This window comes from Candidatus Borkfalkia ceftriaxoniphila (genome assembly GCF_004134775.1).
GTDB lineage: Bacteria > Bacillota > Clostridia > Christensenellales > Borkfalkiaceae > Borkfalkia > Borkfalkia ceftriaxoniphila.
In genome coordinates this window covers 1033023-1059802 of the sequence record NZ_SDOZ01000002.1, presented here as the reverse complement: position 1 = coordinate 1059802, position 26780 = coordinate 1033023, and the positions used below count along the sequence as shown (strand labels likewise).

20 protein-coding genes and 1 tRNA gene are annotated in these 26780 nt (G+C 52.3%); 3 read left to right on the top strand and 18 right to left on the bottom strand.

Annotation, left to right across the window (positions count from 1 at the left end; translation table 11 throughout):
- Positions 1–3: 3 nt before the first annotated feature.
- The 9 genes from ESZ91_RS05015 to ESZ91_RS04975 form a co-directional block, all read right to left on the bottom strand.
- On the bottom strand, positions 4–807 hold the full coding sequence (locus tag ESZ91_RS05015; protein WP_129224726.1) for a DUF6270 domain-containing protein: 804 nt from the start codon (positions 805–807) through the stop codon (positions 4–6).
- Positions 800–2857, bottom strand: coding sequence for a glycosyltransferase (locus ESZ91_RS05010; RefSeq protein ID WP_129224724.1), 2058 nt, complete (start codon positions 2855–2857; stop codon positions 800–802). The genes ESZ91_RS05015 and ESZ91_RS05010 overlap by 8 nt, the downstream gene beginning before the upstream one ends.
- Before the next feature lie 156 nt (positions 2858–3013).
- Positions 3014–3562: a glycerol-3-phosphate responsive antiterminator gene (locus ESZ91_RS05005; RefSeq protein ID WP_129224722.1), complete on the bottom strand. Its 549-nt coding sequence runs from the start codon at positions 3560–3562 to the stop codon at positions 3014–3016.
- Entirely contained in the window at positions 3562–4383 is an 822-nt protein-coding gene (locus ESZ91_RS05000; RefSeq protein ID WP_129224720.1) for a hypothetical protein, read from the bottom strand. Before ESZ91_RS05000 ends, ESZ91_RS05005 begins: the two co-directional genes overlap by 1 nt.
- Positions 4384–4402: 19 nt before the next feature.
- Positions 4403–5131, bottom strand: coding sequence for a DUF6320 domain-containing protein (locus ESZ91_RS04995; protein ID WP_129224718.1), 729 nt, complete (start codon positions 5129–5131; stop codon positions 4403–4405).
- Between the two features lie 9 nt (positions 5132–5140).
- Complete coding sequence (locus tag ESZ91_RS04990) at positions 5141–6541, bottom strand: hypothetical protein (RefSeq protein WP_129224716.1); 1401 nt, start codon at positions 6539–6541, stop codon at positions 5141–5143.
- Positions 6514–7260, bottom strand: a complete 747-nt coding sequence (locus tag ESZ91_RS04985) for a GDSL-type esterase/lipase family protein (protein WP_129224713.1) — start codon at positions 7258–7260, stop codon at positions 6514–6516. The genes ESZ91_RS04990 and ESZ91_RS04985 overlap by 28 nt, the downstream gene beginning before the upstream one ends.
- A 144-nt stretch (positions 7261–7404) precedes the next feature.
- Complete coding sequence (locus ESZ91_RS04980; RefSeq protein WP_129224711.1) at positions 7405–8541, bottom strand: YeiH family protein; 1137 nt, start codon at positions 8539–8541, stop codon at positions 7405–7407.
- Positions 8542–8640: 99 nt separating this feature from the next.
- A tRNA-Arg gene (locus ESZ91_RS04975) sits at positions 8641–8716 on the bottom strand.
- A gap of 135 nt (positions 8717–8851) precedes the next feature.
- Between ESZ91_RS04975 and ESZ91_RS04970 the strand changes: the two genes are divergently transcribed.
- Positions 8852–9937 carry a tetratricopeptide repeat-containing glycosyltransferase family 2 protein gene (locus ESZ91_RS04970; RefSeq protein WP_201270854.1) on the top strand — a complete coding sequence of 362 codons (1086 nt, stop codon included), beginning with the start codon at positions 8852–8854 and terminating at the stop codon, positions 9935–9937.
- Between the two features lie 25 nt (positions 9938–9962).
- Here ESZ91_RS04970 and ESZ91_RS11775 read toward each other — a convergent pair whose 3' ends face one another.
- From ESZ91_RS11775 to ESZ91_RS04930, 8 genes are all read right to left on the bottom strand, one after another.
- Positions 9963–10583: a hypothetical protein gene (locus ESZ91_RS11775; protein WP_236082713.1), complete on the bottom strand. Its 621-nt coding sequence runs from the start codon at positions 10581–10583 to the stop codon at positions 9963–9965.
- A gap of 412 nt (positions 10584–10995) precedes the next feature.
- A complete protein-coding gene (locus tag ESZ91_RS04960; RefSeq protein ID WP_129224707.1) occupies positions 10996–14196 on the bottom strand; it encodes a hypothetical protein in 3201 nt (1066 codons plus the stop codon).
- Between the two features lie 83 nt (positions 14197–14279).
- Positions 14280–16403: a hypothetical protein gene (locus ESZ91_RS04955; protein WP_129224705.1), complete on the bottom strand. Its 2124-nt coding sequence runs from the start codon at positions 16401–16403 to the stop codon at positions 14280–14282.
- A gap of 10 nt (positions 16404–16413) precedes the next feature.
- Entirely contained in the window at positions 16414–18306 is a 1893-nt protein-coding gene (locus ESZ91_RS04950) for a hypothetical protein (RefSeq protein WP_129224703.1), read from the bottom strand.
- 11 nt (positions 18307–18317) lie between these two features.
- Positions 18318–20123, bottom strand: coding sequence for a hypothetical protein (locus tag ESZ91_RS04945; protein ID WP_129224701.1), 1806 nt, complete (start codon positions 20121–20123; stop codon positions 18318–18320).
- A 25-nt stretch (positions 20124–20148) separates the two neighbouring features.
- A complete protein-coding gene (locus ESZ91_RS04940; RefSeq protein WP_129224699.1) occupies positions 20149–21048 on the bottom strand; it encodes a carbohydrate ABC transporter permease in 900 nt (299 codons plus the stop codon).
- 2 nt (positions 21049–21050) lie between these two features.
- On the bottom strand, positions 21051–23084 hold the full coding sequence (locus ESZ91_RS04935; RefSeq protein WP_129224697.1) for a carbohydrate ABC transporter permease: 2034 nt from the start codon (positions 23082–23084) through the stop codon (positions 21051–21053).
- Positions 23085–23186: 102 nt separating this feature from the next.
- Complete coding sequence (locus ESZ91_RS04930; RefSeq protein ID WP_161971059.1) at positions 23187–24170, bottom strand: LacI family DNA-binding transcriptional regulator; 984 nt, start codon at positions 24168–24170, stop codon at positions 23187–23189.
- A 236-nt stretch (positions 24171–24406) separates the two neighbouring features.
- Here ESZ91_RS04930 and ESZ91_RS04925 point away from each other — a divergent pair, with 236 nt between their 5' ends.
- Positions 24407–26017 (top strand): recombinase family protein, encoded by a 1611-nt coding sequence (locus ESZ91_RS04925; RefSeq protein ID WP_129224693.1) that lies wholly within the window; start codon positions 24407–24409, stop codon positions 26015–26017.
- Here the strand turns inward: ESZ91_RS04925 and ESZ91_RS11725 are convergent.
- Entirely contained in the window at positions 25981–26253 is a 273-nt protein-coding gene (locus ESZ91_RS11725) for a hypothetical protein (protein ID WP_201270853.1), read from the bottom strand. The two genes, ESZ91_RS04925 and ESZ91_RS11725, sit on opposite strands and share 37 nt — an antisense overlap.
- 55 nt (positions 26254–26308) lie before the next feature.
- On the opposite strand from ESZ91_RS11725, the gene ESZ91_RS04915 reads away from it, so the two are divergent.
- Positions 26309–26740 carry a hypothetical protein gene (locus tag ESZ91_RS04915; protein ID WP_129224691.1) on the top strand — a complete coding sequence of 144 codons (432 nt, stop codon included), beginning with the start codon at positions 26309–26311 and terminating at the stop codon, positions 26738–26740.
- Positions 26741–26780: the final 40 nt, after the last annotated feature.

Below are 26780 nucleotides of genomic sequence, written 5' to 3'. Positions count from 1 at the left end.
CTTTTAATCGATCGAATGAAATAACAGGTTTATAAAATCGCCGTATTGCCGTTCGTGCTCGGCGTATAATTCTTTTTCCGAAATCGCTCCGAGCGTATGTTCCAGCCGCCTTGCCATAAAGCGGTAACAGCAATCGGCGTAGTGCACGGGACTGACGCCGTACTTATGCGCCCCGTCCGACAGACAAGTCTCTAACGGCGGCAAAACGGGCGCGCCGCCGAGATATTTCAACGCTTGGTTCTCGAACTCGCGAACGCGCGCCTGCGCCTCGGGCAAAAGCCGAAAATGATCGGTAAACGGATAGATTTTCATACGGCCGTATTCCTCTTTCAGATAATATTTGCTGTAGGTCGCCCGATTCAAAATAATTTTATCCGAAGAAATCACCGAAGAAAGTTCCTCAAACAGTTTCTTCACTATGCTTTCTACGCTGCAATTTGTATATTTCTGCCGTTCGTACGGTTGATGCAATTCATTTAAAAGCGCTTTATAATGTTCCGTGGCGGGCAACCTGACGCCATTTTCTATCCGGTAAAAATCCGTAACGGTTTCTGCAAAATCCAAGATCAGATAATCCGCCTGCCCCTCTTTCAGATAACCGAATATTTTTTTGCGGCATTCCAGATCGAGCATATTCGCAAAAAAGCGATTGGGGGCGACGCGGTCTATCGCTTCGCGATCCACGGGAAAAGGCGGCTCGTTCAGCGTGATAAACGGCGTATAGACGCATTTAGTCACTTCTAACCGATCGGTATAGTTGAACATTTCGCGGGAAACGCAGCAGCCGAGTACCTTTATTTTAATCATTTTCCCTCCTTGCCAGATATTCTTGGGCGCGCTTTTTGCCGCGGAAGACGCGCACCATCGTATATTTGAAGCCTTTCGTATGCCAGCAACGGAAAAATGCCGCGGTTTTACGGGGGATCCAGGTCAGAAATCTTCCCAGTTTATAGGAAAAGGATGACTCCAGCGCCCACAGCCGACGCAGCGCCTCGTCCGCGGTTTTCAAGCGGTCGTTGTGGTTTTGCAGCGCCTCGTACACGGTGGTATGGATCCGCTTGCTCATTCCGATCTGACGGATAATGCCGTTGTAACGGGAGGATTCCGCATAGTTCCAGAAATCGATGGAAAATTCATTTTCGGGATACGACCACGCCTTTTTCCCCGAGGTAAAGTGTGTGATGTATTTTTTCGCCTGCGCGTTATCCAGCGACGCCTGCGATTCTTTGACCACTTTTTCGGCATACGGCAGTACGTTGTGCCATTGGAAATTCCAGCCGCTGTCCAGCATTTTCGCGCTGTCGCGGCAGGAAAGATTTAAAAGATCCTGATCGGGGCAGACGAGATTGTTCTTTATTTTCAAAAGATCGAAACATTTGATTTTAATTTTATTTTCCACGAACGAGTTTACGTTGATGAGCAGCACGCCCGAATTGAAATAGCGTTCCGCGGGCAGTTTCAGCATTCTCGTGACGTATCGGTACATACTGTAATTCATGGCGTTATGCACCGCCCCCAAGGGCGCCTCGCCGAGGTCGGTTTCGTACAACTGCGCAATATCGCGGTTGACGATCACGTCGCAATCGAGATACACGACCTTATCGCAATGGTAAAAAAGTTCGGGGATAAAGATGCGGTAATACATCTCTTTGGAATAATGCGCGCGGGAATACAGCGTGGAATCGTTGAATTTGGACTTTAGATCGATACAGTTGACGCGGTAATTTTCGCCCTTGTGTTCTTCCAGTTTTTGAATATTGAGATCGCTCAATTCCGTTTCGAAAACGTAAATATCGTAATAGTAACGCGGCGTGGCGTGCGCGATCAGGGAAAGGATCGCAACGTCTAAAAAGGGCGCGTAGCCGTTATTGGTGGCAAAGACGACGGGTACGACGATTTTATTGGTATCCAGTTTCCGATGCAAAAGCGCGATCTTTCCGTTCGCATACCAGGATTTTCCCCGAAACGATTCGAGGTCGAACGGGTACATTTCCCGCACCAGCATATCGCAGATCCCGCGAAAGTTTTCTTTTTTGCTTTCTTTGCTCGATTTCCAGAAAAAAGAAAACAGATCCTCCATATTGGCGTTGAATACGCGCTGAAAAATTTCGTCGGGAAAAGATTTTGCGATCTGAAAGATGCGGTCGTTCGCCGTGAGATGACAGTCGAAATGTTTGGAACGCCCCTGCCCTACCAGGGACAGTTCGTTGTTTTCCCTATAAAAAATAAACGATTCGGCATACAGCACGATGGATTTTGCCGCCGTGATCGTCTGGAAATAGAAAGCGCGGTCGTTCGCGCAGACGATCTCGTCAAACCGCGCGCCGACGGAGCGAAGGAATTCCGCATTGTAGATCTTGTTCCAGGGAACCACCGAAGTGTTGCAGAAATGCCAGTATTTACGGGAAAAGGTCGTGATCTCCGTTTTTCCTTCTTCCAGTTCGAACAATCTGACCTTGCGTTCTGCGCCCGTGCGGTTGTCGTAGCGCGTATACATGAACACGCCGACGTCGGCGCGGGAATCGGTCATAACTTTGTAAAGTTTTTCGTACGCGGCAGTATCCACCCAGTCGTCGGCGTCCAGAAAGTGGATAAATTTTCCCTTCGCGCGGCGCAGACCGTTATTGCGGGCTGCGCCCGCTCCCCGGTTTTTCTGCTGCAAAACAATGAGCCGCTCGTCTTTATTTTGAAATTTGCGCAAAATTTCGACGGACGCATCCGACGAGCCGTCGTCCACACAGATAACTTCCAGCGCGTCAAAGGTCTGCCCGAGCACGCTTTCGATGCACTTTTCCAAATAAAGTTCCGCGTTATAAACCGGTATGATAACCGATATCTGAACGTTTTTCTCTTTCATTTGTTTTTTCCTTTGTATTAGTATGTTTCATTTTTTCATTTATTTGCGAATAGATTTGTTTTTGTTTGGGCGCGCCCAAACAAAAAAGACGTCTTTTTTGTTTGGGCGCGCCCAAACAAAAAAGACGTCTTTTTTGTTTTGATAATGATCAAATTATTATATATACCATAATTCTTGTCTGCCGACGGAAACGGCGTCGGCGCCCGCGGAAAGCGCGGCGATCACGTCGGATTTGCTCTCGATAAGCCCACCCGCGATGATCTTGACGTTGAACGGCTGCGTCCGCGCGCGAAAGCGCGCGATCTCTTTGCATAGGACGCCGGGCATCAGTTCCGCGCAGTCGGGACGGGAGGCGGACACGCTCTCGAAAGCGGTCTGCACGGACAGCGAATCGATGAGGAAAAACCGCTGTACCGTTCCCAGCCCCAGGCCTTTCGCCGCGGCGATCAAAGAATTTTTCGTGCTGATGACGCCGTCCGCGCCCAGACGCGAGAGAACTTCCAGCCCCACTTTGTCTTTGCCGAGCCCCTCGCACGTATCCGCATGCACGAATACCTGTTTGCCACGCTTTTCTGCGAGCATCTCCCGCAAAGACAGAAGATCGCTCTTGACGACGAATACGGTCTCCGCGCCGCTTTCAAGCGCCGCGGCGTATTCTTCCGCGCTGCGCACCGCCGCGATGACGGGACCGATCTCAAACTGCATCACAACTCCTTTGCGGGCGCCTTTTCCTTCTTTTGGCGCTTGGCACGCTCGAACGCGTTCGTTTCGGGAACCAAAAGTCTGCGGAGCCTTCCCCCCAGTTTATGGTCGATAAGAAGTGCCGCAATATAGACGACGCCCCCCATAAGGCACACGAGCATATCGTTGAGCGTATCGAAAAGCCCGACGTCCAGATAGCCGCCGAGAATGACTTTCGTGCCGTCCGCATAGTAGATGACCGTCTGGGTAATGCCGTCGATCACTTCCGTCGCGTTGTGCGTGCCCATCAAAAAGTAGGAGGAAAAACCGTCTATCAGCATATCTTCCTGCATATCGATGCCGAAAAACGCATAAGCGGCGTATTCGAACATCTCCCATAAGAGGGCGATGGACAGGCTGAACAACAGCCCCACGAAAAGACAGATGAAAAAATTTTTATTGCTCTCCTCTTTGCCGAGCAGCGCTTTCATCAGCGAAAACCCGAGCACGGCGAAGATCACGCCGGAAATGCCGTGCAGGATCTCGTCGAAACGGGGGATATAGTTATACAAATCGTACGCACTGCCCAAAATTCCGCCCGCGATCAAAAACAGGAGGATCGCCATGAACAAAGGGGCGAATCTGAGGCGCACGCCGTATTCCACCGCATAGATTACGGGAACGACCAATAAATAGGCAAAGGACATGACGCAATTCCGCGCCTGCCCGATCACGCCGAAATAGATACCCGAACCGACACAAAAGGCGATAAAGACGAATACGATCGCCGTCAGGATCTTATCCGCTCTGACGCGCCCTTTCACATAAGAGAAAAATTGTTTCAAAAATCAAGACTCCTTTGCTTCAAGTATGAAATTTCCTCGCCATTTCCGATTTCAGGGGCTTCCAATACAGGACCGCTACCACGAACAGATTCAAAAGCGTAAAGCAGAACAGCGGAAACGTGAGCCAATTGCGGTAAACGGGCAGGCACAGCACCACGATCTCGGGCACGAGCGCGACCACGGAAACCAGAACGAGCGAAACGAGATAATATTTATATCCGCTCTTTTCGACGAACGACATCACGTCGCAGGTGATCAAAAGGGCGAATAAGAGCCCCGGTACGGCGTATTGCAGAGAGATCCCGAAATAAGAAGCGTTTCCCGCCAGGTCGAAAGAGATCGTCAGATCGATCAGATACAGCGCGGCGGACAGCGCATAGGCGCACACGGCGAGCAGGGAATAAAACCTTCTGCGGCGATAAATGGTTTGCAGCACGCACCAGTAGACCGCGAGGCCGCCGATGACGACGTATCCCCACCATTGCTGCCGTGGCGTGATGAGGCGGTTGACGAGCACGGCGATGAGAATGGCGGCGATCGTCAGAAGCAGCGATTTTTTGCGCAGGAAATGGCGGAAAAAGTCGCCCTGGTAATCGAGCGGCACGAAACGCACGCAGGGTTCCGATTCCCGCTCGTAGCGCGCGGGAGGTGATTCCGCTTTTTCCGCACCGACCAGATAACTGCCGCATAAGGGACAGCGCGTCAGATCTTTGTGCGCAAAGACGCGGCATTGTCTGCAATATTTCATACTATGCCTCTATAACTCGCAGTTGCTTTCCAGCGTGACGGAAACGCCCAGTTCGGAAAGTTTGCGGAAAAAATATTTTTCGACGCCCGTTTCCTGCCGATAGCGGGAAAACGACAAAACGACGTTGTTGTTATACGCCGCCGCGCAAAGGTTGGTCAGTTGGCACCGGTTGGGACCGAGATAAAAATCGTAACGCAGCACGTGCCCCTCGAATTCTTTCGGCGCGGCGATGCGGCCGAGATTGGAAAAGGTGGTCGTCGTCACGCGGTCGGAATACAATTTTAAAACCGCTTTCATGCCGACGTTTTTCAAGGGCAGGGGCAGCGCGACGAACAATTTGTTCTTTTCCACGTTGACGTTGTAATTCACATAGCCGCGCAGATATTGTTCCGAGCGCATGTGCGCGAACTGTTCTCTGACCGTCTTTTCGATGGTCTCGAAATCGCTGCCGCATTCTACGCGCACGGGCATGATGGCGACAAAATTCCTGAGCGTTTCGCTCGGGAATACTTTTCTTAAGTTGACGGGGATATTGACCACGATGGGATGGTTTTTTCCGCGCATATAAAAGGCACGCTCGGCGTCCACCGCGTAGGCGAGGACGGCGGTCAGCAGTTCCCCCACCGTAAGGTTCCTGCTTTTGGCAGCCGCGTTCAATTCGTCCGCATTCAAAACGCCCTGAATGACGGCGAGCATGGTGGCGGGCAGTTTTTTGCCGTGCATATGATACGCCTTGGTTTCCCGCTTGTCCTTTTTCGTCTTGCCGTCGTATACTTTTTTATAACTGTCGGAAAGTTCTTCGGGGCGGGGCCTGTCCCGCGTGTCCAGACAATTCGCCCCCTCGCCCACAAAAACCCCCTTGCGGCGCAGATAACAGGCTATGAGGGTGTTTAAAAAGACGATGCCGCCGTTGCCGTCCGTCGCCACGTGGAAAAATTCCGCGGCGACCGCGTTTCCGTAATACAGGACGCGCACCATGTGATGGCGGGTGTCGAGCGGAATGGGCCTCATGGGAAATTCGCTCTCTTCCTGCACGACGAGCGGCGTGGCGGAAGGTTCCAGATAATAGCGGAAAAACCCGCCTTTGAGCGTGGCGCAAAGCCCCGGAAAACGCGGCACGACCTCGTTTACGGCGTATTGCAGTTCCACGGGATCGATCGGCTCGTTTAACAGAGCGCCCACGCGGAACATGCTGGACATATCCGCGTTTTCGCTCGCGGGAAAGATCAGTGCGGCGTTGTCGAGGGGCAGCCAGTCGCTGACAGCCTTTTGCTCCGCCGCGATGCGGCGCAGCCGTTCGGGCATACTATCCTCTTTTTTCCCCTCGCCGAAAGGACGGCCCGACCGCCTTTCGCGGCGGCGCGTCTGCTTTTCATTTTTTTTCAGTTGTCTGCTTCTGAAATCTGACATAGGTTATCCCTTCGGGTCTGTTCGGCCCGCTTCACGTAGGGCAGCAAATATCGGGTGATCTGCCGATAGGCAGGCAGCGTCAGATGCAGCCCTTCCAGCGTGAATTCTTTTTTCAGTTCGCCCGTCCCGTCCGTCAGTTCCGCGTGCACGTTGCAGAATTCCATGCCTGCCGCCGCCGCTTTTTTCGCGAGCAATTCGTTCGCCGCGTTGACGCGCCCGTTATCCGCATGGTTCAAGACCGCGGGACTGACGATAAAATATTTTTTCCGCCGCACGGGATAGAGAGATAAGAGCGTGACTTCGATCCCCTCCGCAACGAGCGCGTCCACGATCTTGAATACGCGTTCGCATAAAATTTCGGCGGTCAATTTTTTCCCTTCTCTGATCAGATCGTTGATGCCGATCTGCAAAAACACGTGACTTGGACGCAACGCAATGACCTCGTCGAGCCTTGCCTGCACGTCCGCGGTGGTGTCGCACGCGATGCCGCGGTTGGCGACATTGTACGGCGAATAAAATTCGCCCGTCGGGTAAAAATCGGTGAGAGAATCCCCCAGAAAGACGATGGGCGCCTCGCCCGCGAACTCATCCTGCAAGACGAAACCAACGCGCTGCTTGCGCATCAGTTCCTTGAACCTGTCGTACACGATCACGCCCAACACGAGCAAAACGATGATCACGCTCAAAAGCACGATCAGAATGATTTCCCACGGCGACATAGTTATACCCACCTTTTTATTTCCGTATTCTTATTATAACACATCCCCCGCGATAATACAAACCTTTTTTCATTTGCGGTAGATACCGCCCCAAAAAACGACAAAACCCGATGCGCGCATCGGGTTTTCCTTTCGATATGCAATTTACCAGAGCCCGAGCGCCGACTGCACGCCGATGCTGACGCCCGCGATGGCGATCCAGCAGACAAGGCCCAAAAGAATGGGTTTCCATCCCGAACGTACGAGTTTGACGATATTGGTATTGAGGCCGATCGCCGCCATGGCGAGCGTGATCATGAATTTCCCCGCGGTATTTAAAAAGGCGGGAACGGTTTCGGGCACGCGCAGCGCAGGAAACAGCCACGTATTTACGACTGCCGCCAACAGGAAAAAGACGACGAACCAGGGAAAGACTTTTACGAAACTGAAACGGATGCCGCCCTCTGCGGTAGCGCTCCTTTTCGCCTTGATACCCTCGAGAATCGCGAGCGCAAGCGTGATGGGAATGATCGCAAGCGTGCGCGTGAGTTTGACGATGGTCGCATATTGCAGGGCGACGTCGCTGCCCGTCATGCTCGCCCAACTCTGTCCCGCCGCCACGACGCTGGAAGTATCGTTAATGGCGGTGCCCGCCCACATACCGAAACCCGTATCGCTCATGCCCATCGCCTGCCCCAGCGCGGGGAACGTGAACGCGGCGATCACGTTGAACAGGAATATGACCGAAACGGAAGTCGCCACGTCGGAATCCTTGGCGCGGATGACGGGTGCGGTCGCCGCGATGGCGGAGCCGCCGCAGATCGACGAGCCCACGCCGACAAGCGTCGCCACGTTCGAGGGGATCTTCAACAGTTTCGCCAAAACAAAGGATACGATCAGCGACGTCGCAATGGTCGAAAGGATGATGAGTACGGAGTTTCCGCCCACTTCCATGACGGTGTAAAAGTTCATGCCGAAGCCCAGAAACACGATGCTCGCCTGCAAGACCTTTTTCGAAGTGAAGCGCACGCCGCCGTCCAGAACTTTGGGCCTTTTGAAAAACGCGAGGATCATGCCGAACACGATGGCGAACACCGCGCTGCCGATGACGGGCACGAGTTTGCCCAAAAACCACGCGGGCACGGCGAGAGCCGCGCACAATGCCACGCCAGGCACCGTGTTTTTCAGCCAATTCCGGACTTTTCGAAAAAAGCCCTCTTTGCGCGGCACGGCGGCTACGGCCGCCTCTTCGACGCTTGTTTCGGACTCTTCCGCTTCCGAATCTTCCTTGTTTTTTACCATTTCGACACTTCCCTTTCGTATGAATTTATTTATTTTATCAAACTATCGGGCAAAAAGCAAGCAAAAGAAAGACCCCGCGATATTTTCATATCGCGGGGCTGGTGTGTCCGCCGGGGCTCGAACCCGGACCGAAGGCGTCGGAGGCCTTTATGGTATCCAATTCCACCACGGGCACAAAAGTGATTCGGCTATCCTATTATACCAAATTAAACGGAAAAATCAAAGGATTCGCGCATAACATTCTCAAAAAAATAATCATATTATGAAATAAGAGGCGAAAAATACGCCTCGGCTACGAATGAGGAATTTTATGACGCTCGGTATTTGTATGATCGTGAAGGACGAGGAAGACGTGCTCGCGCGCTGCCTCGACAGCATTCAAGAAACGTACGACGAACTTATCGTCGTGGACACGGGGTCGACCGACAAAACGGTCGAAATCGCGAAAACGTACACGGATAAAGTGTATACCTTCGAATGGGTCTACGATTTTTCCGCGGCGCGGAACTACGCGTTTTCCCTGTCTGAATGCGATTTTTTAATGTGGCTGGACGCCGATGACGTGCTGGACGAAACCAACCGCCAAGCCTTGAAAGCGCTGAAAAACAGCCTGACTGCGGACGTGGATATGGTGATGATGCCCTACGTTGCGGCATTCGACGAAGAAGGAAAGCCCACCTTATCTTACGAGCGGGAACGCATCGTAAGGAGGACGGCAAACTTTTCGTGGGTGGGCGCGGTGCACGAAGTCATCGTGCCGCGCGGAAACGTCGTGCATTCGGATGTTTCCGTCTTTCACAAAAAAATCAGACCTGCCGAAGCGGGGCGCAATTTAAAGATTTTCCAAAAAATGCTCGCGGACGGTAAGACGCCGGACGAACGGCAAAAATTTTACTATGCGCGGGAGTTGTTCGACAACGGGTTGTACGATGCAGCCGTGACCGCGTACAGCGAATTTTTGAACGGCGACGGATGGGTGGAAAACAAAATTTGCGCCTGCCGCGACCTTTCGGCGTGTTTTTGCAAAAAAAACATGCCGAAACAGGCGCTCGCGGCGCTGTTCAAGAGTTTCGAACTCGATTCGCCGCGCGCGGAAACGTGCTGCGATCTGGGCGCTTTTTATATGCAGCACGCCATGTACGGGCGCGCCGTTTTCTGGTACAAACTCGCCTTGAATTTAAAGCCGGACCTTACCACGGGCGCGTTCGTTTTTGCGGACTGTTACGGATATATTCCCGCCATTCAGTTGTGCGTTTGTTACGACAGGCTCGGCCAATTACAAAAAGCGCAAAAGTATAACGAACTTGCGGGACGTTTTAAACCGAATAACGCAAGTTACTTGCATAACAAACAATATTTCGATAAAATTTTAAAAAACAAAGGAAACGAACAATGAACGATTCTTGTTTTCATTTTCCCGTCTATTTATTCTGCCCGCAGCAAAGGCGTTGCGGCTGCAGGCGCGCATGCGAACCTGTTCCGAACATCGATGCATTTGGCGTAACTCCCACGGGTCCTACGGGTTGTACAGGTTGCACAGGCCCGACCGGTCCGACCGGGCCGACGGGAACCGCGGGCGCAACGGGCGCGACGGGACCTGCGGGTCCGACAGGCCCCACGGGCGCAAGCGGACGCGCGGCAACGATTTCTATCGGCAACGTATCGACTGCGGAACCCGGGCAAAACGCCTCGGTGACGAACGCGGGAACTACGGAAGCCGCGGTATTCGATTTTGTGATCCCGCGCGGCGCGACGGGTGCCACAGGCGCGACAGGCGCAAGCATCACGGGTGCCACAGGCGCGACAGGAGCGACCGGTGCGACAGGCGCGACAGGAGCGACCGGTGCGACAGGCGCGGCGGGTGCAACGGGTGCAACGGGCGCGATCGGACCCACAGGACCTACGGGCATTAGCATCACGGGTGCGACAGGCGCCACAGGCGCAACGGGAATTACAGGTCCCACCGGGCCGACAGGACCTACGGGTGCAACGGGCGCAAGCATCACGGGCGCAACAGGCGCGACGGGAATCACAGGCCCCACAGGCCCGACAGAGCAGGTAACATATGGGAAAAAGGTAGCGAAAGGTTCGCTACCTTTCTTTTATTCCCGTACTCAGAAAAACGTTCCAACGTCACACAAAAATGAATGCATTTTCATATAAATAATAGAAAAATTTTGCGTTTTTAAGGAGGGAAACCATACGAACAGACCGATAAGACCGTTGCTTGAACAGTATGCCGCATGCCCGACTTCAAAAGAACTGCACGAAACAGACGGCAAAAAGTATCTTGTAACGAGACATTTCACAAAGGAGAAAGAGATCGGCAAGATCATACTTGAAATCGCACGTGAGCAGGCGATGCGGATTTCTGTAAAACAAAGCATTATTTTACAGAAAAAAAGCGATCTATAAAATAGATCGCTTTTTTGTTCGCCCTCAATATATTCTTGATTATTTGGAACGGCTGCGTTTTTTCATAAGCACCGCGATCCCCGCGAGGAGCAAGGCGCCGCCCGCTACGGTACCGGTACCTACGACCGCACCGCCGCAACCGCCTTTCTCGACATCGTCGGTCGTATCGCCGCCGGGGTTATCGTCGGGCTTGTCGTCATCGTCGCCGCCGGGACCGGGCGTCACGTCGGGGACTTCCGTTCCTTCATAATAGTTCAAAGTCAACGCCATTTTCCCGTCCGCAGTTCCTTCGGGCACCGCCACGGTGCAGACGCAAGAACTAACGCTGAAAGAACCGAGCGACGAGATCGTCGTTGCTCGGGCGGAATCGATCTTGACCGTCATCACGCCGTCGCTGTAGCTGAACACGATCTCATGCTTTCCGAGAGCGGAAGGATTTTCGCAGTTACTGATATTGATCGTTCTGCTCGTCGGCATAATGACGTAGCCGCCTTCTTCATTGACCATGTAATACGATTCGTAAAGAGCCGTATAGTTATCCGTAATGGCATCGTCCGCATAGTTGCAATAAAGCGTGTAATACAAGGTATTGCCGCTGTACGGATCATAGAATTCGAACGTGACGTAGCCCGCCGTCTTTCCGTTTCCGTTGTTGTAATAACCGGGAATGGAGGTGAAATCTACGAGGAATGCCGCCCCAGCCGCAAAATCAACCGACTGCATGATCGTATACACGGCATCGCCCTCAAACGTAAAAGTGCCGTCCTTGTTGGATACGGAGCCGTCCCCTTCCGTCTTCACGCCGCCGTTTTCAAACGCATCCGCATACACATAGCAGGGATACAGGGCAGAACCGCTCACGACCATGAACTCCGTAACACCCGCTTTGTCCGTCAACACGTCTTTTTTAATAGTCAGCGTGCCGTCTTTAAAGGTATACAGCGATGCATCGATCTCGTTGCTGTCCTTATCCAGGACCATGGAAACTTCGCTGACGCCGTCCAGCGTAAACACGGCATCCGTCAAAGCGCCTACCGTGACGAACGCAACAGACGTATCCTTCATATTGGAAGACGAATAAGCCATCGAGAATTGCGTTCCCGTTTTGTTCACGTTATCCCAAACGGAAATAACGCTGCTTTTTGTAAAGTCGATCCTGCCGAAATAGGAAGCCTTGATGACGAGTTTCCCGTTGCTGTATGTGTAATCGGTATCCTTGACCAAGGTATTGCCTGCGGCGTCTTTGACGGTGATATCGCCCTCTGCATTCACGTTGATGAGCGAAATCTCGAAATCGGCCGCTTTGGCGAGATCCATCGCATACGCTTTGTCATCGACGGGCGCAGTGACCGCTACCGCGTTGACGTTGCTGTTCACTTTGAAGTTAAAACCGCCCTTGGTGTCGTTGAAGAACCAGCCGACGTATGCAACGCCGTCCGAAAAATCGCTCTGTACGGCAGACGGGCTGCCGCAATTCTGCCCGTTGATGCGGAAATAACTTTCTTCAGCCGTTTTGCCGAAATAAATCTCCACGACGATGCCCTTCATTTCCGATTTCGGATAACTTGCATTCGTCGATTCACCGGATCCGATGGTGAACCCGGAAAATTTCTGGATATCCGATCTGCCTTCGCCGAAAAACAGCGCCTGCAACTGAGAAGATTCTCTCGTATTATCCGAGAAGTAATCCATGGTTTCCAAACTGTCCGTGACGTTCAGCATTGCCCAGGTCGTCGAACTGGGGATGCTTGCAAATTCGATCACGATCGGTTTGGTGACGTCAAGCCCCCGGTTGTAATAGATACGGGATGCCAGAGACACGGTGCTCATCTTGTTGAAGGTGCCGGTCGTATAGTAATCATCTGCCGTCAGCGCCGTACCGGAAGCGAGATCGACGGAACGGGCCACCCACCCCTCGGTATCCTGCTGATAATAGAGAGAGGCTGTAAGTGCATTGGTGCCGAAAGAAATGTGGAAATATCTTCCGTAATAAGTTTTCAGCGCCTCTTCCAGGTACGTATCCCGGATGGTAAGCGTGTAATCATATGTATCATCGTCCTGCTTCTCCGGCGCGCTCAGCGTGTAATCTTCCCCTGCGGTCAGATCGGAGAGCGTGCTGCCGCTGTAAATACCGCTGCGAATGGTGACCGATTCTGCCGTATAGGTATTATATACGCTGTTAAACGTGAAAGACGTATCGGCAATTTCGTCAATGACGACGTAATTATCGCCGACCCATGTGGGCGCAACGCCCGTGGTAACGTCCAAAACGACAAACGCGCTGCCGTTGGTCGAAGTGATCGTCAGATAATTTTCGGCGGCAAAAGAAGCGGCGTTCGTCCAGAAAGACTTTTTGATCGTGAGTTTTGCCGTGGAATCGGAATCAGACGTCAGCGTGTAGTGCTGTTTATCGACAGCCGCCCCGTTGATTTCCACCGTAGCGGCGGAAACATCTTCAAGATTCGCCACCGATACCGTGAGGTTATCCGAAATAGAATCCGGATCGTATTGCAGAATCTTATCGTTCAGTTCATCACTCTGCGAAGTTACGTAAGGCGTATTGTATTCGCCCAGATAAATGATCTGGTTGCTATCTCCCGCTAAGTTGATATGGATGCCTAAATAGCAACCGTTGGGGAAATCCGCCTCGGTGATATAGTTTATTGCGGAAACGTCGCTCGTTTCGTGTAAGAGCATATTCCCGTTCAGTTTCATATAGGACACGTCGTCCCCTTCCCCTGTGCCGATATGCAATTCAACGCTGATCAGACGATCCGAGAAGGAAGGCACATTTCGTACCCCATAGACGGGAGAAATTCCGTTTCCGTACGCCTGACCGGCACCGTTCTGGAAAATGATATGCGGTTTCGTATCGACGCCCGCATTTAACCCTGTCCACACCACGTCCTTCCAGTCGTTGACATCCGACTCTAAGCCGTTCAAAAACGAAAATGCGGACCATGCACTGCCCGTGTCGACCATCATCTGGAAATATACGGTATTATTCTCCATTTCCAAAATATTCTGGTCGTTTGCGAGGATCGCCGCCGCGGTATACTTCGTCAATCCGTTCTGAATAGTATTCCCCGAGCCGTTATGCGACATCCAATGCCCTGTTTCCGCAGCGGAAACGGATCTTCCGTCGGAAAGCATTGCGGCTCCCGTAACGCCGAAGATCAACGCAACAGCCGCCAAAAAACACAATATGTACTTTTTGGACTTTGCCAGTAAATTAGCCATAATTCCTCCTATAAATTTAGTATTTAAGCGCGGAGCGGCGTATGGGTTTCCCCTTGTTCCGCCCCGCCGCAAAAATGAAAACCTTAATATGCCATACGGTAAACGTAATTCAGTCTGCCGATGGGTGCGCTGTCGCCGCCGCAATAGAACGCCATTGCATCGCCGAACGAATACACGCCCACCCCGTCGTTTTCATCGGTCGCTTTTACGCCGAAAATGTTGTCGCACGCCTTGATCTGAATTTCGTCCGCACTGGTAACGCCCAACGCTTCGAGCGGGATACGGTAGGAAATATACTGCCCGTTGACCGCATAATCCGCCTGTGCGGAGAGCGCAGTCGCAACGATTTTGCCGTCAGCCCCCACAGAAAGCGCCTCGATCGAGGTTTTATTGCCGGACGGACTGCGGTTGATCACGAAATTGTAATTTTCCCAACCGCCGGCCTTGCCCGTCGAAAGGTAAAGATTCATCCAGCAATCGTCCCCCGCGGTATATTCGCTGATCTTGTCTTCCGCAGCGACGAGCACATAGAGGTATTCGCTGTCGTTCGCGATTTTAAGGTACGATATATCGTTGCGCGCCGAATCGTCGGTATAGGTATACACGTTTGCCACGCTCGAATAGTTGCGGGCCTGCGCATCGGCGGTAATATCGATGTATTTTGCCGAAACGTTGTCCCAGGCGCTCACATTTGCCCAATCGACGCTCTGGCGCATCCACATGGCTGCAGACGAATTTTTTCCCGTCGCCGCGTATTTGAAATCGCGGACGTTCTGCGCAAGTTGCATAAAGAAGTTATCGGAATAGCCGCCGTCGCGCATCATTTCGATATCGCGGGAAAAAGCGATGTTGAAGGTATCCACAAAATTCGCATAAGAATTTGCGCCGTTGTGGTTGTATTTCTGCGCGACCCACTCGTTCCAGCCCGTCACGGTGACCATCCATACTTCGTCGTCGCCCTCGTAATGGAGGACGTTATACCATTCGTCCGCGAAATTCTGACCGTAAACAGCCTGCTCGACGCTGTCCGTTTCGTATGCATATTTCTGCGAAGAAGTCGCGCTCCTGCCGCGGTACTGATACGAAGCGTTCATGCGCGAACGCGCGAGATACGCTTCCGAAGACCAACTGCCTGTCAAATGCTGCGCAACGGAAACGTTCATGATCCCGCCGTAATTGTTTTGCGGCAGAGAATAATCCATCCAGGGGAAGCCGTTTTCAAAGTCGCTCTGCGAAACCGAAGTGGGCCAAACCACTTTCCGCATCCAGAACGCATCGGCCGCGGCGCTGTTCGTAAGATATTTTTCGTCGAAATCGTAGCACACGAGCAAGGGCTTGCCGCTCGGGTTGCGCGTTTTGTCGGCGGTGAACCAACAACTTTTGTATTTGAAATCGTCGTGGGCGTAATAATTTTCATATACCCACTCGACGATCTTCGTGATGCTCTGCGTACCGCCGCCCGTAGAGGGATTGCACACCATCGGCACGATTTGCGGCACGTCGTACCCCTTCGACTGCAATTCCAGGATCGCATCCAGCAAGGCGTACGTCTGTTTCTGATAGATATTCACTACGCTGCCGCCGCTCAATCCCGCATTGGTGAAGTCGAGATACAAAAAGTCTATATCCGCCATCGCCAACAATTCAAGATGACGCCGTATGACCCACGGATCGTCGCTCTGATAATATCCGTACAGCGGCTCCTCAAAATAATGGAACGCATACAGAGGAGAAACGGATGCGTCGTAGTATTCCGAACCGGGGAGCGCCCACAGCGGGTTGCGGATGGTATCCGTAGCCAGCGCGGCGTTCTCTTCCTGGATCTTCGAAATGTCGTAGATCCCGCCGAAATCGGTCAGCCAAAGGAAATAAAATACGCCTACATACCTCGAGGATTCCTTTTTGGTCCCGTGTGCGGAAAAACTCCTGCCTGCGCCGTCCGTGCCCCCGATCTGCGAAAGGGTGAACCCCTGTTCCCCCATATCGAGCAGAGATTGCGTATACGCGGCGTCGTAAGTATCCGCCCAGTTTTCGCCGTAGGAATAGACGCCGGGCGGGTCTTCGTCCGTCCCGCCGGTATTGCCGCCGGGGTCGTCCCCTCCCGTTTCACCGCCCGGCTCGTTTGTCGTCGAACAGCCGATCAATAAGCAGCAGCCGAAAACGGCGACAAAAACAAGCGCGAAAATTCTCTTTAATAATTTACTCATCTGTACCTCCTTATCCGTTATAATAACTGTAATTGATCCTGCCGATGGGAGCGGCGTCGCCGTTCGTATAAAGGTCGGTAACGTCGAAATCCTTTTGCAGATTATCCGTCACCTTAAATACGATCCCGAATTCATCGCCTTCGATGCCGAGAGATCTCTTTGCGACCTGCACGAGCATATATCTGCCCGAAACAACGGTCGCAGCCGTACCGACGGACGCATACGCGCCGTTTTCGATCTTATCCAGGCTGGCCGTGGTCCCGTCGAGCGAGCGGTTCACCACGTATTGCAGCCCGTTCCAGCCGCCTTCCGCCCCCTCGATGCCGATAAATACGTTCATCCAACGGGTGTCTGCGGCTTCCTTGGCCGTGATATCTTCCGCCGCCGCGACGAGGAAATACACATACTCCTCGTCGGAGGCTACGCGCACCTCCTGAATGTCGTTGCGGCCCGTATCGTTGGTATAATAATTGCCGCCCGCGCCGAGCGCCGCGCGGGGTTCGGTTTCGCCGACCAGATCTTTATAGACAGGAGCGGCAGACCAATTCGACAGGTCGAAAAGATCCGTTCCCTTTGCGACCGTCGCGTTGCGAGTGACCTGCGTGCCGTAACCGACACCCTTGTATTCGCGAATATTCGCGACCAGTTGCAGATAACAGTTATCCAGATAACCGCCGTTCATCATTTCGATATCGCGGGAAAACTCCGTGCTGAACGTGTCCACAAAATAACCGTAAGAACTCCCCAAAAGCGGATCCTTGCTCTGTTTTTGCGCGATCCATTCGTTCCAGCCCGTCACGAATACGAGGTTGACGTCCTCGTTTTGCAACGCGCTGTCCCACTGCTCTTCGAAATTGACGTTCGCGAGAGCGGAATCGTAATCGTTCGAGCCGGTTTCGTGTGAATAACCTCTTCCCCAATTATAATTGTAGTACTTCGTTGCCGTTTCTGAAGAAACCCGCGCTTTCAGACTGTCGGAAAGCGTATCGTAGTTATAAGGGGCGAACAGGCCGGAAATTGAAAAATTGATGCCCGAAACGCCTGCGTCGCTCAAAGAGCCGCCGATCCCCGTATGCTGCGATACGGATACGCTCATGATCGTGTAATCGTTTTCCCGATCCGTATACGTTTCCTGCGGATAATGCCAGGAGATCCAAGGGAATCCGTTTTCGTTGTAGGAACGGTTGGGCCACTGTGCGGGCTTGAAATAAAAGCGGTCGAGAATGTTCGCATTGGAGCCTGCATAGGAGGAGATGATCCACGGCTTATCGCCGTTCCCGTAAAACCACACCGCATCGTACGTATCGCGGCGGTAAAACGCATTATAGATATTTTCGGTCATCAGCGTGGAATCGCTGTTCGTCATAAACATGGCGCGCGGCACGTCGTAGCCCATCTCGGCATATTCGAGAAGAACGTCGAGCACGGCCTTTGCCGCTGCCTGATAAAAATCGTTGTTCGTACAATCGAAACAGATGAAGTCCAGCCCCGCGTTGATGAACAATTCCACGTGTTTGCGCACGACCCACTCATCCTCGACCTGATAGAACCCGTACATCGGTTCGCCCCAATAGGTGAAAGCGGGCGCCATGCCGACCTCGTCTCCCGTCAGCACCGCTTCGACGTTTCCGTCCTCTATGTACGAATCGACATTGGTGGTGACCGATGCCTGGCTCAGCCATAAAAAGTAAAAGATACCTACGACGTTTCCGTTATAATCGGTCACTTCGCCGAAACTGCGGTCGTAATCGTCTGTCGCCGACGTACGCATGAATCCGGTGGAATAATCATCCGAATCGCGCAGCGTCCCCGTCAGAGTTCCGGACTGTTTGCCTCCGCCGCCGCAGGCGGCAAAGGCAAAGAGAAACGTCAGTCCCAAGATCAAAGCCACTATTTTTTTCACGGCCCGTTACCTCAACTTACCGAAGAATAAGGCGAATTGACGAGGTTGTTGGTCTGCTCCGCAACCTTCGTATAATCGTTGTAGATAAAATTATTTTCTTCCGCATAATTGGCGAAGCCGGATTTGATGATATTGAAATAAGATGTTGCCTGCGCCGTCCAGTCTGCATTGCCGCCGCGGAAAAAGCCGGAAAGCACCGCCGCTATCTGATCGGTAACATATTCGCCGCTGCTGCCCGCGGTGATGGTATCCATGCCCGAGCCTTTGCCGAAGAAACGGTACGGGTTGTTCGAACAGTCGCCCACCGCACTGATCAGATCCGTATAGTCGATGCTCTCGGGGATCGTTACGTTCTTGACCAACTGGCGCATATTGATGGGCGCGTAGTTAGAGGATTCGTAACTGGCGTAGATCGCCGCCTGACCGGTCGGAGAGATGAGATAACGGAGGAAATCGACCGCGATCTCATCGGTAGACTGAACGCCCGTGCTCAGAACGCCGAAGTTTTCGTTCGGACCGCCTTCGGGACGCAGATTGTCGGCTACGCCTTCCAGGTCAGAGGAGATCGCAGGCAGGATAAACCATCCGATCTCCGAAGCGATCTGCTCCGCCGTGGGGTATACCGTAGCCCCGCCTGCGCCGCTTGTCTTGAAGGCATCCCTGTACGTACGGATATACGTAAGATCTTCAATGTAAAAGAGTTTCATATCGCTGTACGAACCGCCCTTTCCCTCGTACGTGATGACCGTTTCGTTGAAACGATTGAATACGTCGTTGTACGAGGCCTCGGGGTCGCTGTAAGAGAAAAGCGTATACAGATTTTCCATCAACTCTTCATAGCGCTCGGAAAGCGGGTTGTAGCCGGTCTGATTGAAATAGGTATCCACAACGCGGTTTATATTGTAGGTATAGGAGTTCGGAAGGTCGATCGAGCCGTCCGATCCGTCGTATTTCCATACCGAATCGATGCTCGAAATGTAACTGTAATCGCCTTCTTTCGAATGCACCACGTCCAGGAAATCGCGGAAATACTGGTCGAGATACGCCTCGATGACCGAAGCGCCGATATGGAAACTATCCGAGCCGAAAGACTGTTCGCTCGTCGATAAGCCGAGCGGATAGTCGAAATTCGCGTCCGCGTTCTGCGCCGTTTCCAACGCGTTCAGCAGCCATTCCCACGTGATCTTCGAATTGTCGATGGTACCGTCCTCGGCAACGAGAGGATCGTCGCCCAGCACGTCGAGCACCGCCGCCTTGTTATAATACACCGCCGTGTAGTTGCTGGAATAACTCAATCCGGGGATCGTCGTGGAAGCGCCCGTCTGGCGCGCCCTGTACGCGTCCTCTTCGAGCGCGTCCATCCAGGCAGCATTGCCTTCTATGTAGGGATTCGGCTCCTCCAGATATCCCGAAAGGTCGAGGATCTTGTCGGTGCCGTAGTACTCGTCGACGACGGACGTGTTGGCGATCGTAGGATTTTTGACGCCGTTGGATACGAGCGTTCGCAGCGTCTGCATATACGCAGCGGGGTCGGTGTTGTTGCGGATCATAATGGTGATATCGTTCCCCTTCTCGTACTGCATATCCGAATACGCGTTTGCGACCTGCTGCAAGGCGGACTGTTCGATGATATTTACGGAAGTATAAAAATCGAGCGTCGCGGTCACGCCTGTATTGCCGCCGGGATTGTCACCGCCGGGATTGTCACCGCCGGGGTTGTCTCCGCCCGTATTTCCGTTGCCGCCGCAGCCTGCTGCCGTCAATCCGAGGGAAAGAGCCAACACGGCCGCCACCAGAAGTTTGGAAAACTTTTTCATGGAAAACCTCCTGTCTGAATAATTTTTATAATTTCATCCCGCTGGCGAAATCGCCGCTGACAAAAAATTTGATACTGATGATGGTGGTGATGATAAGGGGGATGCCCGCCACCAGATACATGGCATACTGCACGCCTTGCGCGTAGTTGTTCACGATCGACCGCAGATACGGCATGAGGACGCCCGAAGACAGATCGTTCTGGTACAGCAACAACGGCCACAGATAGTCGTTGTACATTGCCGCAAAGATGGATATGCCCTGGATCATCATGATGGGCACCGAAAGCGGCAGGCACAGATAGAAGAACAACTGCGGCGCTCCTGCGCCGTCGAGTTGGGCTGCTTCGTAAAGGGAAGCCGGCTGCTGCCGCATGAATACGCGGAGAAGGAATATGCTCGCGATCTGGTTGCCCGCGATGTAAGGAAGGATCAGTCCGAACCAGTTGTTCCCCAGATTCAGCCACTGCACCGCCACGATATATGTGGGCGAGAGCAGGATCACGCTCGGTACCATCATCGGGGCAAAAATAAAGAAGAACAGTGTCTTTTTGCCGCCGAAATCGTAACGCTCAAACAGAAAAGCGATAAAGCAACTCAATAGCAGCGTGACGAAAGTGGAGATCAGATCGATCAAAATCGTATTGAGCATAGGAGAGGAAAGTACTGAAAACGCCTCTCTGTAATTGGAGAAATACCAGCCCGTCTGCGGAAGCGTCCAGATCGGATACGCCATGATATCCTGCGAACTCTTTACGGACATGATCATCGTGATCAGCACGGGCAAAAGCGTCAAAAGCAATATGATGAGAATGATGACGAGCAGGATCGTCTGGGCAACGGGCCCCTCGATACCGCGGCGAAAGCCCTTTTTTATTTTTTCGCCGTTCGCGGGACGTAAAGCCGTATTTTCAGAATTTGAAACCATGTTTATGCTTCCTCCCCTTGTTTCATTTGGATCTTGAAGTTCAGTGCCGTACAAACGCTCAGGAATGCAAAAATAAACAAACCCATTACGCTCGCAACCCCGTAATTAGCATTGATGATCTCTCGGTACACGAGCAGCGCAGTCGTCTTGATCTGACCGTTGACGCCGTATAGAACGTAGATCGACGTATAATTTTGCACCGACGCGATAAACGCCGTGATCACGATGTATTTGATCTGCGGAAAAATCAGGGGCACATCCAGCGACGCCATCCTGCGCCACCATCCGCAGCCGTCCAGTTTTGCGGCTTCGAACAAGGATTTGTCGATGCCGGAAACCGCGCCGTAAAAGATGAGGTATGACCCCACCCACGGGAAACCGAAGGCGATCAACGACCCGATCGCCGTTGCGTTCGAGGCGCTGTAGATCCAGTTCTTTGCAAAGCCCGGCACGAACAACCCTACGAACGCGTTGATCAGGCTGTTGCTCGTCGAGCCGAAAATACCGTCGCTCCAAACGAGCGTCGTGGCGACGCCCGGCAAAATGCCGGGCAAAAACAGCAAAATCCGCACGACGAGGGAAAACCGCTTGAATTTTACCGCAATGATCGCCTCTGCCACGAACAGCGGAGGAATGACCGCTTTCAGCAGGTCCGCGATGAGAAATATGAGCATGGTCGCAGAGGCGTTCCAAAACTGCGTGTTCAGTACGACGGATACGAAGTTATCCCAACCCGCAAACACGAGGCGAACGCCCGGTATGTATTCGAAGAAGGAAAGCCCCAGCCCCAAAACGATCGGAATGTAGTAAAAGACGATCAGCAAAATAAAGGGGATCACCAACGACAGGTAAATGAATTTATGCCGCACCATTTCCGTGAAGAAACCCTTCACCTTCCCGTGCATTTTTTTGCGGCTGTCGGGATTGATGCCGAACCCGAAATACGCTCCCGCCGCCAGCGCCGCCAAAGCCACGGCAATAAATACGTAGAGCAAGGTTGAAAAGACTTCCTTGGATCTGGCAAGATCGCTCGAATAATAAGTGATCGTGGGATTGTTCAGATCGGCTGCGTTGTACAGAACAAAACTTTCGTCCGTCCACATGATCAAATTCAGCGAATCGGACGCCCGCATGGAGAGCGTGACCGAATGCGAGGACGAATCGATCATCGCAACGCCGCCGTTGTTGATCTTCGCCGTGAAATTTTCGCCCGTCGAAAAGACGTATTCCGAATTGAGCGATACGGAAAGCGCATAGTTTTGCGGCGTGCCCGCGCCGTATTCGGGAAGAATGAAAAGATTGTTCTGCGCCGTGACGAGCGAAAGAGCGTTTTCGAAACAAGAGAGCGCGACGATCGTTTCGTTGACGTTTTGCAGAGATGTTACGCCTCCCTCCGCCGAAACCGCGTACACCGTGCTGCGCATTGCATAATACAGCGTACCCTCCGAATAAGCCATGCCGCCGACGCTGTTGGAAGTACCGACCAGACGCTGCGGCGTTTCCGTTCCGTATTCAAAACGATAGATCCTGTTGATCTGCGAAATGTCGTTGAATACCCCTCTCAGATAAAAGGTCTCCTCTTCGGGTACGACGATGAGTTGCGTGTTTTTCACGTTTCCGTTCGTATTGAAAGACGTCCCTATGGAGTACACGCTCGCTTCGGAAAAACTCTCCCCTTCCTCTATGGACGCGGCGTATTCCAGAGAAAAGCGCACCACATTGCCGTTGGCATAGACGACGAATACGTCGCCGCCCTCCACCGCCAGTTCGTAAACGGGACTCGTGTAAAACGCACCGGCATCCCACAACATCTCCCCTTCGAGATCGGAGGCGAAAACCTCGCCGTCCTGCGTGCCGAAAACGCGGATGGTTTCATTGTCGGTATGCATCTTCGTTACATTGTAACCGCTAAGGTCGATCCCCAGATCCATTTCCTGTTTCGATACGACCGCAGAAACCGCGACCATCGCGCAGGCCGCTATGAATAAGATTGCCGAAACAATCAATCCCGCTATAAATAATTTTTTTGTCTTCATTTCCGTTCCTTCGTTTCCTTGCCATCTAAAACGTTTTGTTTTTTGTTTTTTGTTTACAAAAAACAAAAGCGTACGCTTTTCGATTTATGGGTGATTTTGATCTTAAACCGAACTCGCCCGTTTTATGAATTTCGATACGATGGTATCGTTATTTAAATTTTTATCCAATATGTAAGTGATATATCTTTGGATCTCGATTTCGGTAGAAGAATCAATGGTACTCAGCGGCGGCACGCAAAATTTGCTCATCAGCGTATTATCAAAACCGATGACCGAAATATCTTCCCCGATCTTTTTTCCTATCTTTGTGAGAAACTGCATTCCGCCGAATGCCATGGCGTCCGTCAAAAAGAAAATCACGTCGGGCTCTTCCGTCTGATAAATTTTTTTTACGGCAGTTTCTCCAGTTTCCATCGCATTGCTGGCGGGATAATCTCCCCAGATAATACTGTTTTCATTTTTTTCCAGCCCGTATTTCTCGAGCAATTGCAAAAAACAGCGAATCCTTCCGTCTTCCAAAAAATTTTTTCCGCCGCCGCAAACGAATTTAAACTTTTTCAGGCCGCGGCCGAGAAAGGAACAAAACGCCTCCTCCATCGCCGCCGAATAATCGATATTGATGGGAACGGGGTCTGTACCTACGCCGGGATGGATAATTTTGATCTTAGCGGAATTTATTTTTTTCAAATATTCTTCGTTGATCGGGAAAAAACCCAGATTGATGATGACCGAGACTCTGTTTTCCAGCATAGTGTCGAAAGTCTTGAACAAATTATTCTCGTTTATGCGGCATATCGACACGATGTAATCGTACTTTTCGAAAAATTTGGTCAGATAATCGAAAATTTCCAAATAATAGTAATTCGACATATCCGGCACGAGCACGACGACAAAATTACTGTTCTTGTTGCGGCTGAGATTTCCTGCGATCTTATTCCTCGTATAGCCAAGTTCATCCACCACTTCCAGAACGCGCAAACGCGTCTGCTCCGCCACAAGTTTATCGCCTTGCAATACGCGCGTGACGGTCCGCATAGACACGCCCGCCCTTTCTGCTATCAACTTCCTTCCTATCGTTTTTTCCATGGCCCGATAACCTTCTCTTGTTTTTGCCCCTGGGGGCATTTTATACCAAAAAACTTGATTTGTCAATACTTTTTTTAAAAATTTACAAAAATTTAAAATTTCTCACATATTCCGAACGAGGTTCTCCCGACCGTAAAAAGTTACCGTCACACAAAGCCCGCAACAGTCCATATATATGGTACTATAAAAAAATACGTCTCTTGCCGCGTATACGGGCAAGAGATACGGGTTTCAAAATGCAAAATTTGCATCGAACAGGGCTTTATCTGCGCCTCTCGCGCGACGACGAGAAATGCGGCGAGTCGATGTCCATCGAAAATCAGCGCGCCATCCTGCAAAAATATGTTTTGGAAAACGGCGGCACGATCGCGGGTGAATACGTGGACGACGGCTGGTCAGGGACCGATTTTGAGCGTCCGGGCATACAGAGGCTTTTAAACGACGCGAAAAACGGCAATCTGGATACGATCGTCGTCAAAGATCTTTCGCGGTTCGGAAGAAATTACATACAGGTCGGGCAGTATATCGACTATATTTTCCCCGCGTACGGCATCCGCTTTATTGCCCTGAGCGACAATGTAGATACCGCCGACCGCGGCAGCGCAGGCATGGATATGATGCCCATTATGAACGTGTTCAACGAATGGCACGCGGCAAACACTTCCAAAAAGATACGCGCGGTGCTTGACGCAAACTGGCGCGCGGGAAAGTATACTAACTGGGCATACCCGTACGGTTATAAGGCGGACACGGACGACAAGCGCACGGCAAGGATCGACGAGCCTGCTGCAAAAGTCGTTCGGCGCATCTTCGACATGCGCTTGCAGGGCTATTCGGCACGCACCATCGCAAAGGCGCTGACCGATGAAGGGATCCCAAATCCCACGGCGTATTATACGAGATTGGACGGGAAAAAGTCTGAGCGGCGCGCCTCTCCGTACTGGTCGCCCAAAACGGTAACGGAAATTCTCAAGGATACGACATACATCGGCACGCTGACACAGCACCGCACGGCGCGCGTTTCATATAAAAATCACAAGGCGGCGAACGTCCCCGAAAACGAACACGTCGTCCGAAAAAACGCGCACGTTCCCATCGTTTCTCTCGACGTGTGGGAAAAAGTACAGGAAATCAACCGTTCGGTTTCCCGCGGCAGGACCGACAAACAAAATGCCGTACATCCCCTGTCAGGCTTACTCGTCTGCGCCGACTGCGGGAAAAAATTGAAACGCAAGACCTCTGCCCGTTCACGTAAAAAACCTTGCAATACGTACGAATGCCGTACTTATACCGATCTCGGGAAAAAGTATTGTACTTCTCATTCCATCCCCGAAAAGCAGATCGAAAGCCTTGTTTTACAGGATATCCGATCTCTCCTCGGCGATCGTAAATTCGATGAGGAAAAAGAAAAACGCTGCTTTTTGCAGTATATGGCAAAGCACGGCGCTCAGAACAGAAACGCAGACGAAAAACAGCGGCGGGCGTTCAAAAACAGGCTTGCGGAATTGGATCGGTTGATACAGTCCGCGTTTGAAGAAAAAGTGCTCGGCGATCTTCCCGAAAACGTGTGCAAAAATCTCTGTGAAAAATATCAGACTGAAAAAGTTGCGACAGAGGCCGCTCTCGCCGAGATTGAACAACGCCTTGCCGAAAAGAACGAGGACGACGCGGACGCCATGAGGTATCTGGCGGAATGCAGGCGTTTCAGCAACTGTGAAGATCTCACCCGCGAAATGTGTTTACAACTTATCGAATTTATCACGATCGGAGAATCCCCGACGGATAACGCCCCTCGCGAGATCCATATTTATTATAAATTTAATTCATGTCCGGATAACAAAAAATAATTCCCATACGGTACCTGCCCGACAGGGCCTACGGGCGCGACAGGTGCGAGCATCACGGGAGCGACAGGCGCGACGGGAGCGACGGGCGCAACGGGAATCACAGGCCCCACGGGCCCGACAGGGCCTACGGGCGCCACAGGTGCAAGCATCACGGGCGCCACAGGCGCAACGGGCGCGACGGGAATCACAGGGCCCACGGGTCCGACAGGGCCTACGGGCGCGACAGGTGCAAGCATCACGGGCGCGACCGGACCTACGGGAGCAACGGGCGCGACGGGCGCCGCGGGCAGCGTGCCGCTGGATACAGTTACCGCCTATGCGGATACGACGCCGACGATCACTGCCGGCAGTCCCATAATATTCTCGGACAACACCGAACTGAACGGCACCGCTCTTTCGCACACGGCGAACACGGGCGATATCGTCTTTAACGAACCGGGCGTGTATTTCGCCGCTTTCAGCGGGACGGCTGTTCCTGCGACGGGCGCGACGTTCCCTTCGACCAACGAGGTCTATCTGACCTTGGACGGAACGCGGCTGGAGGGGGCGACCGCACAGCACATCTTCCACATTTCCACGGAAAACGCTCCCGAATCTGTTTCACGGATCATAACGGTGACTGCGGCGGGTTCGCGGCTGGAAGTCGTCACGGAGGGCGATATCGTCTTCAATTACGCCACTTTGAGCGTATTTAAGATCGCAGATCTTCCCGCAAACACGTAAAAACAGACGGAGGGCCCGCAAAAGGGTCCTCCGTTTTTGC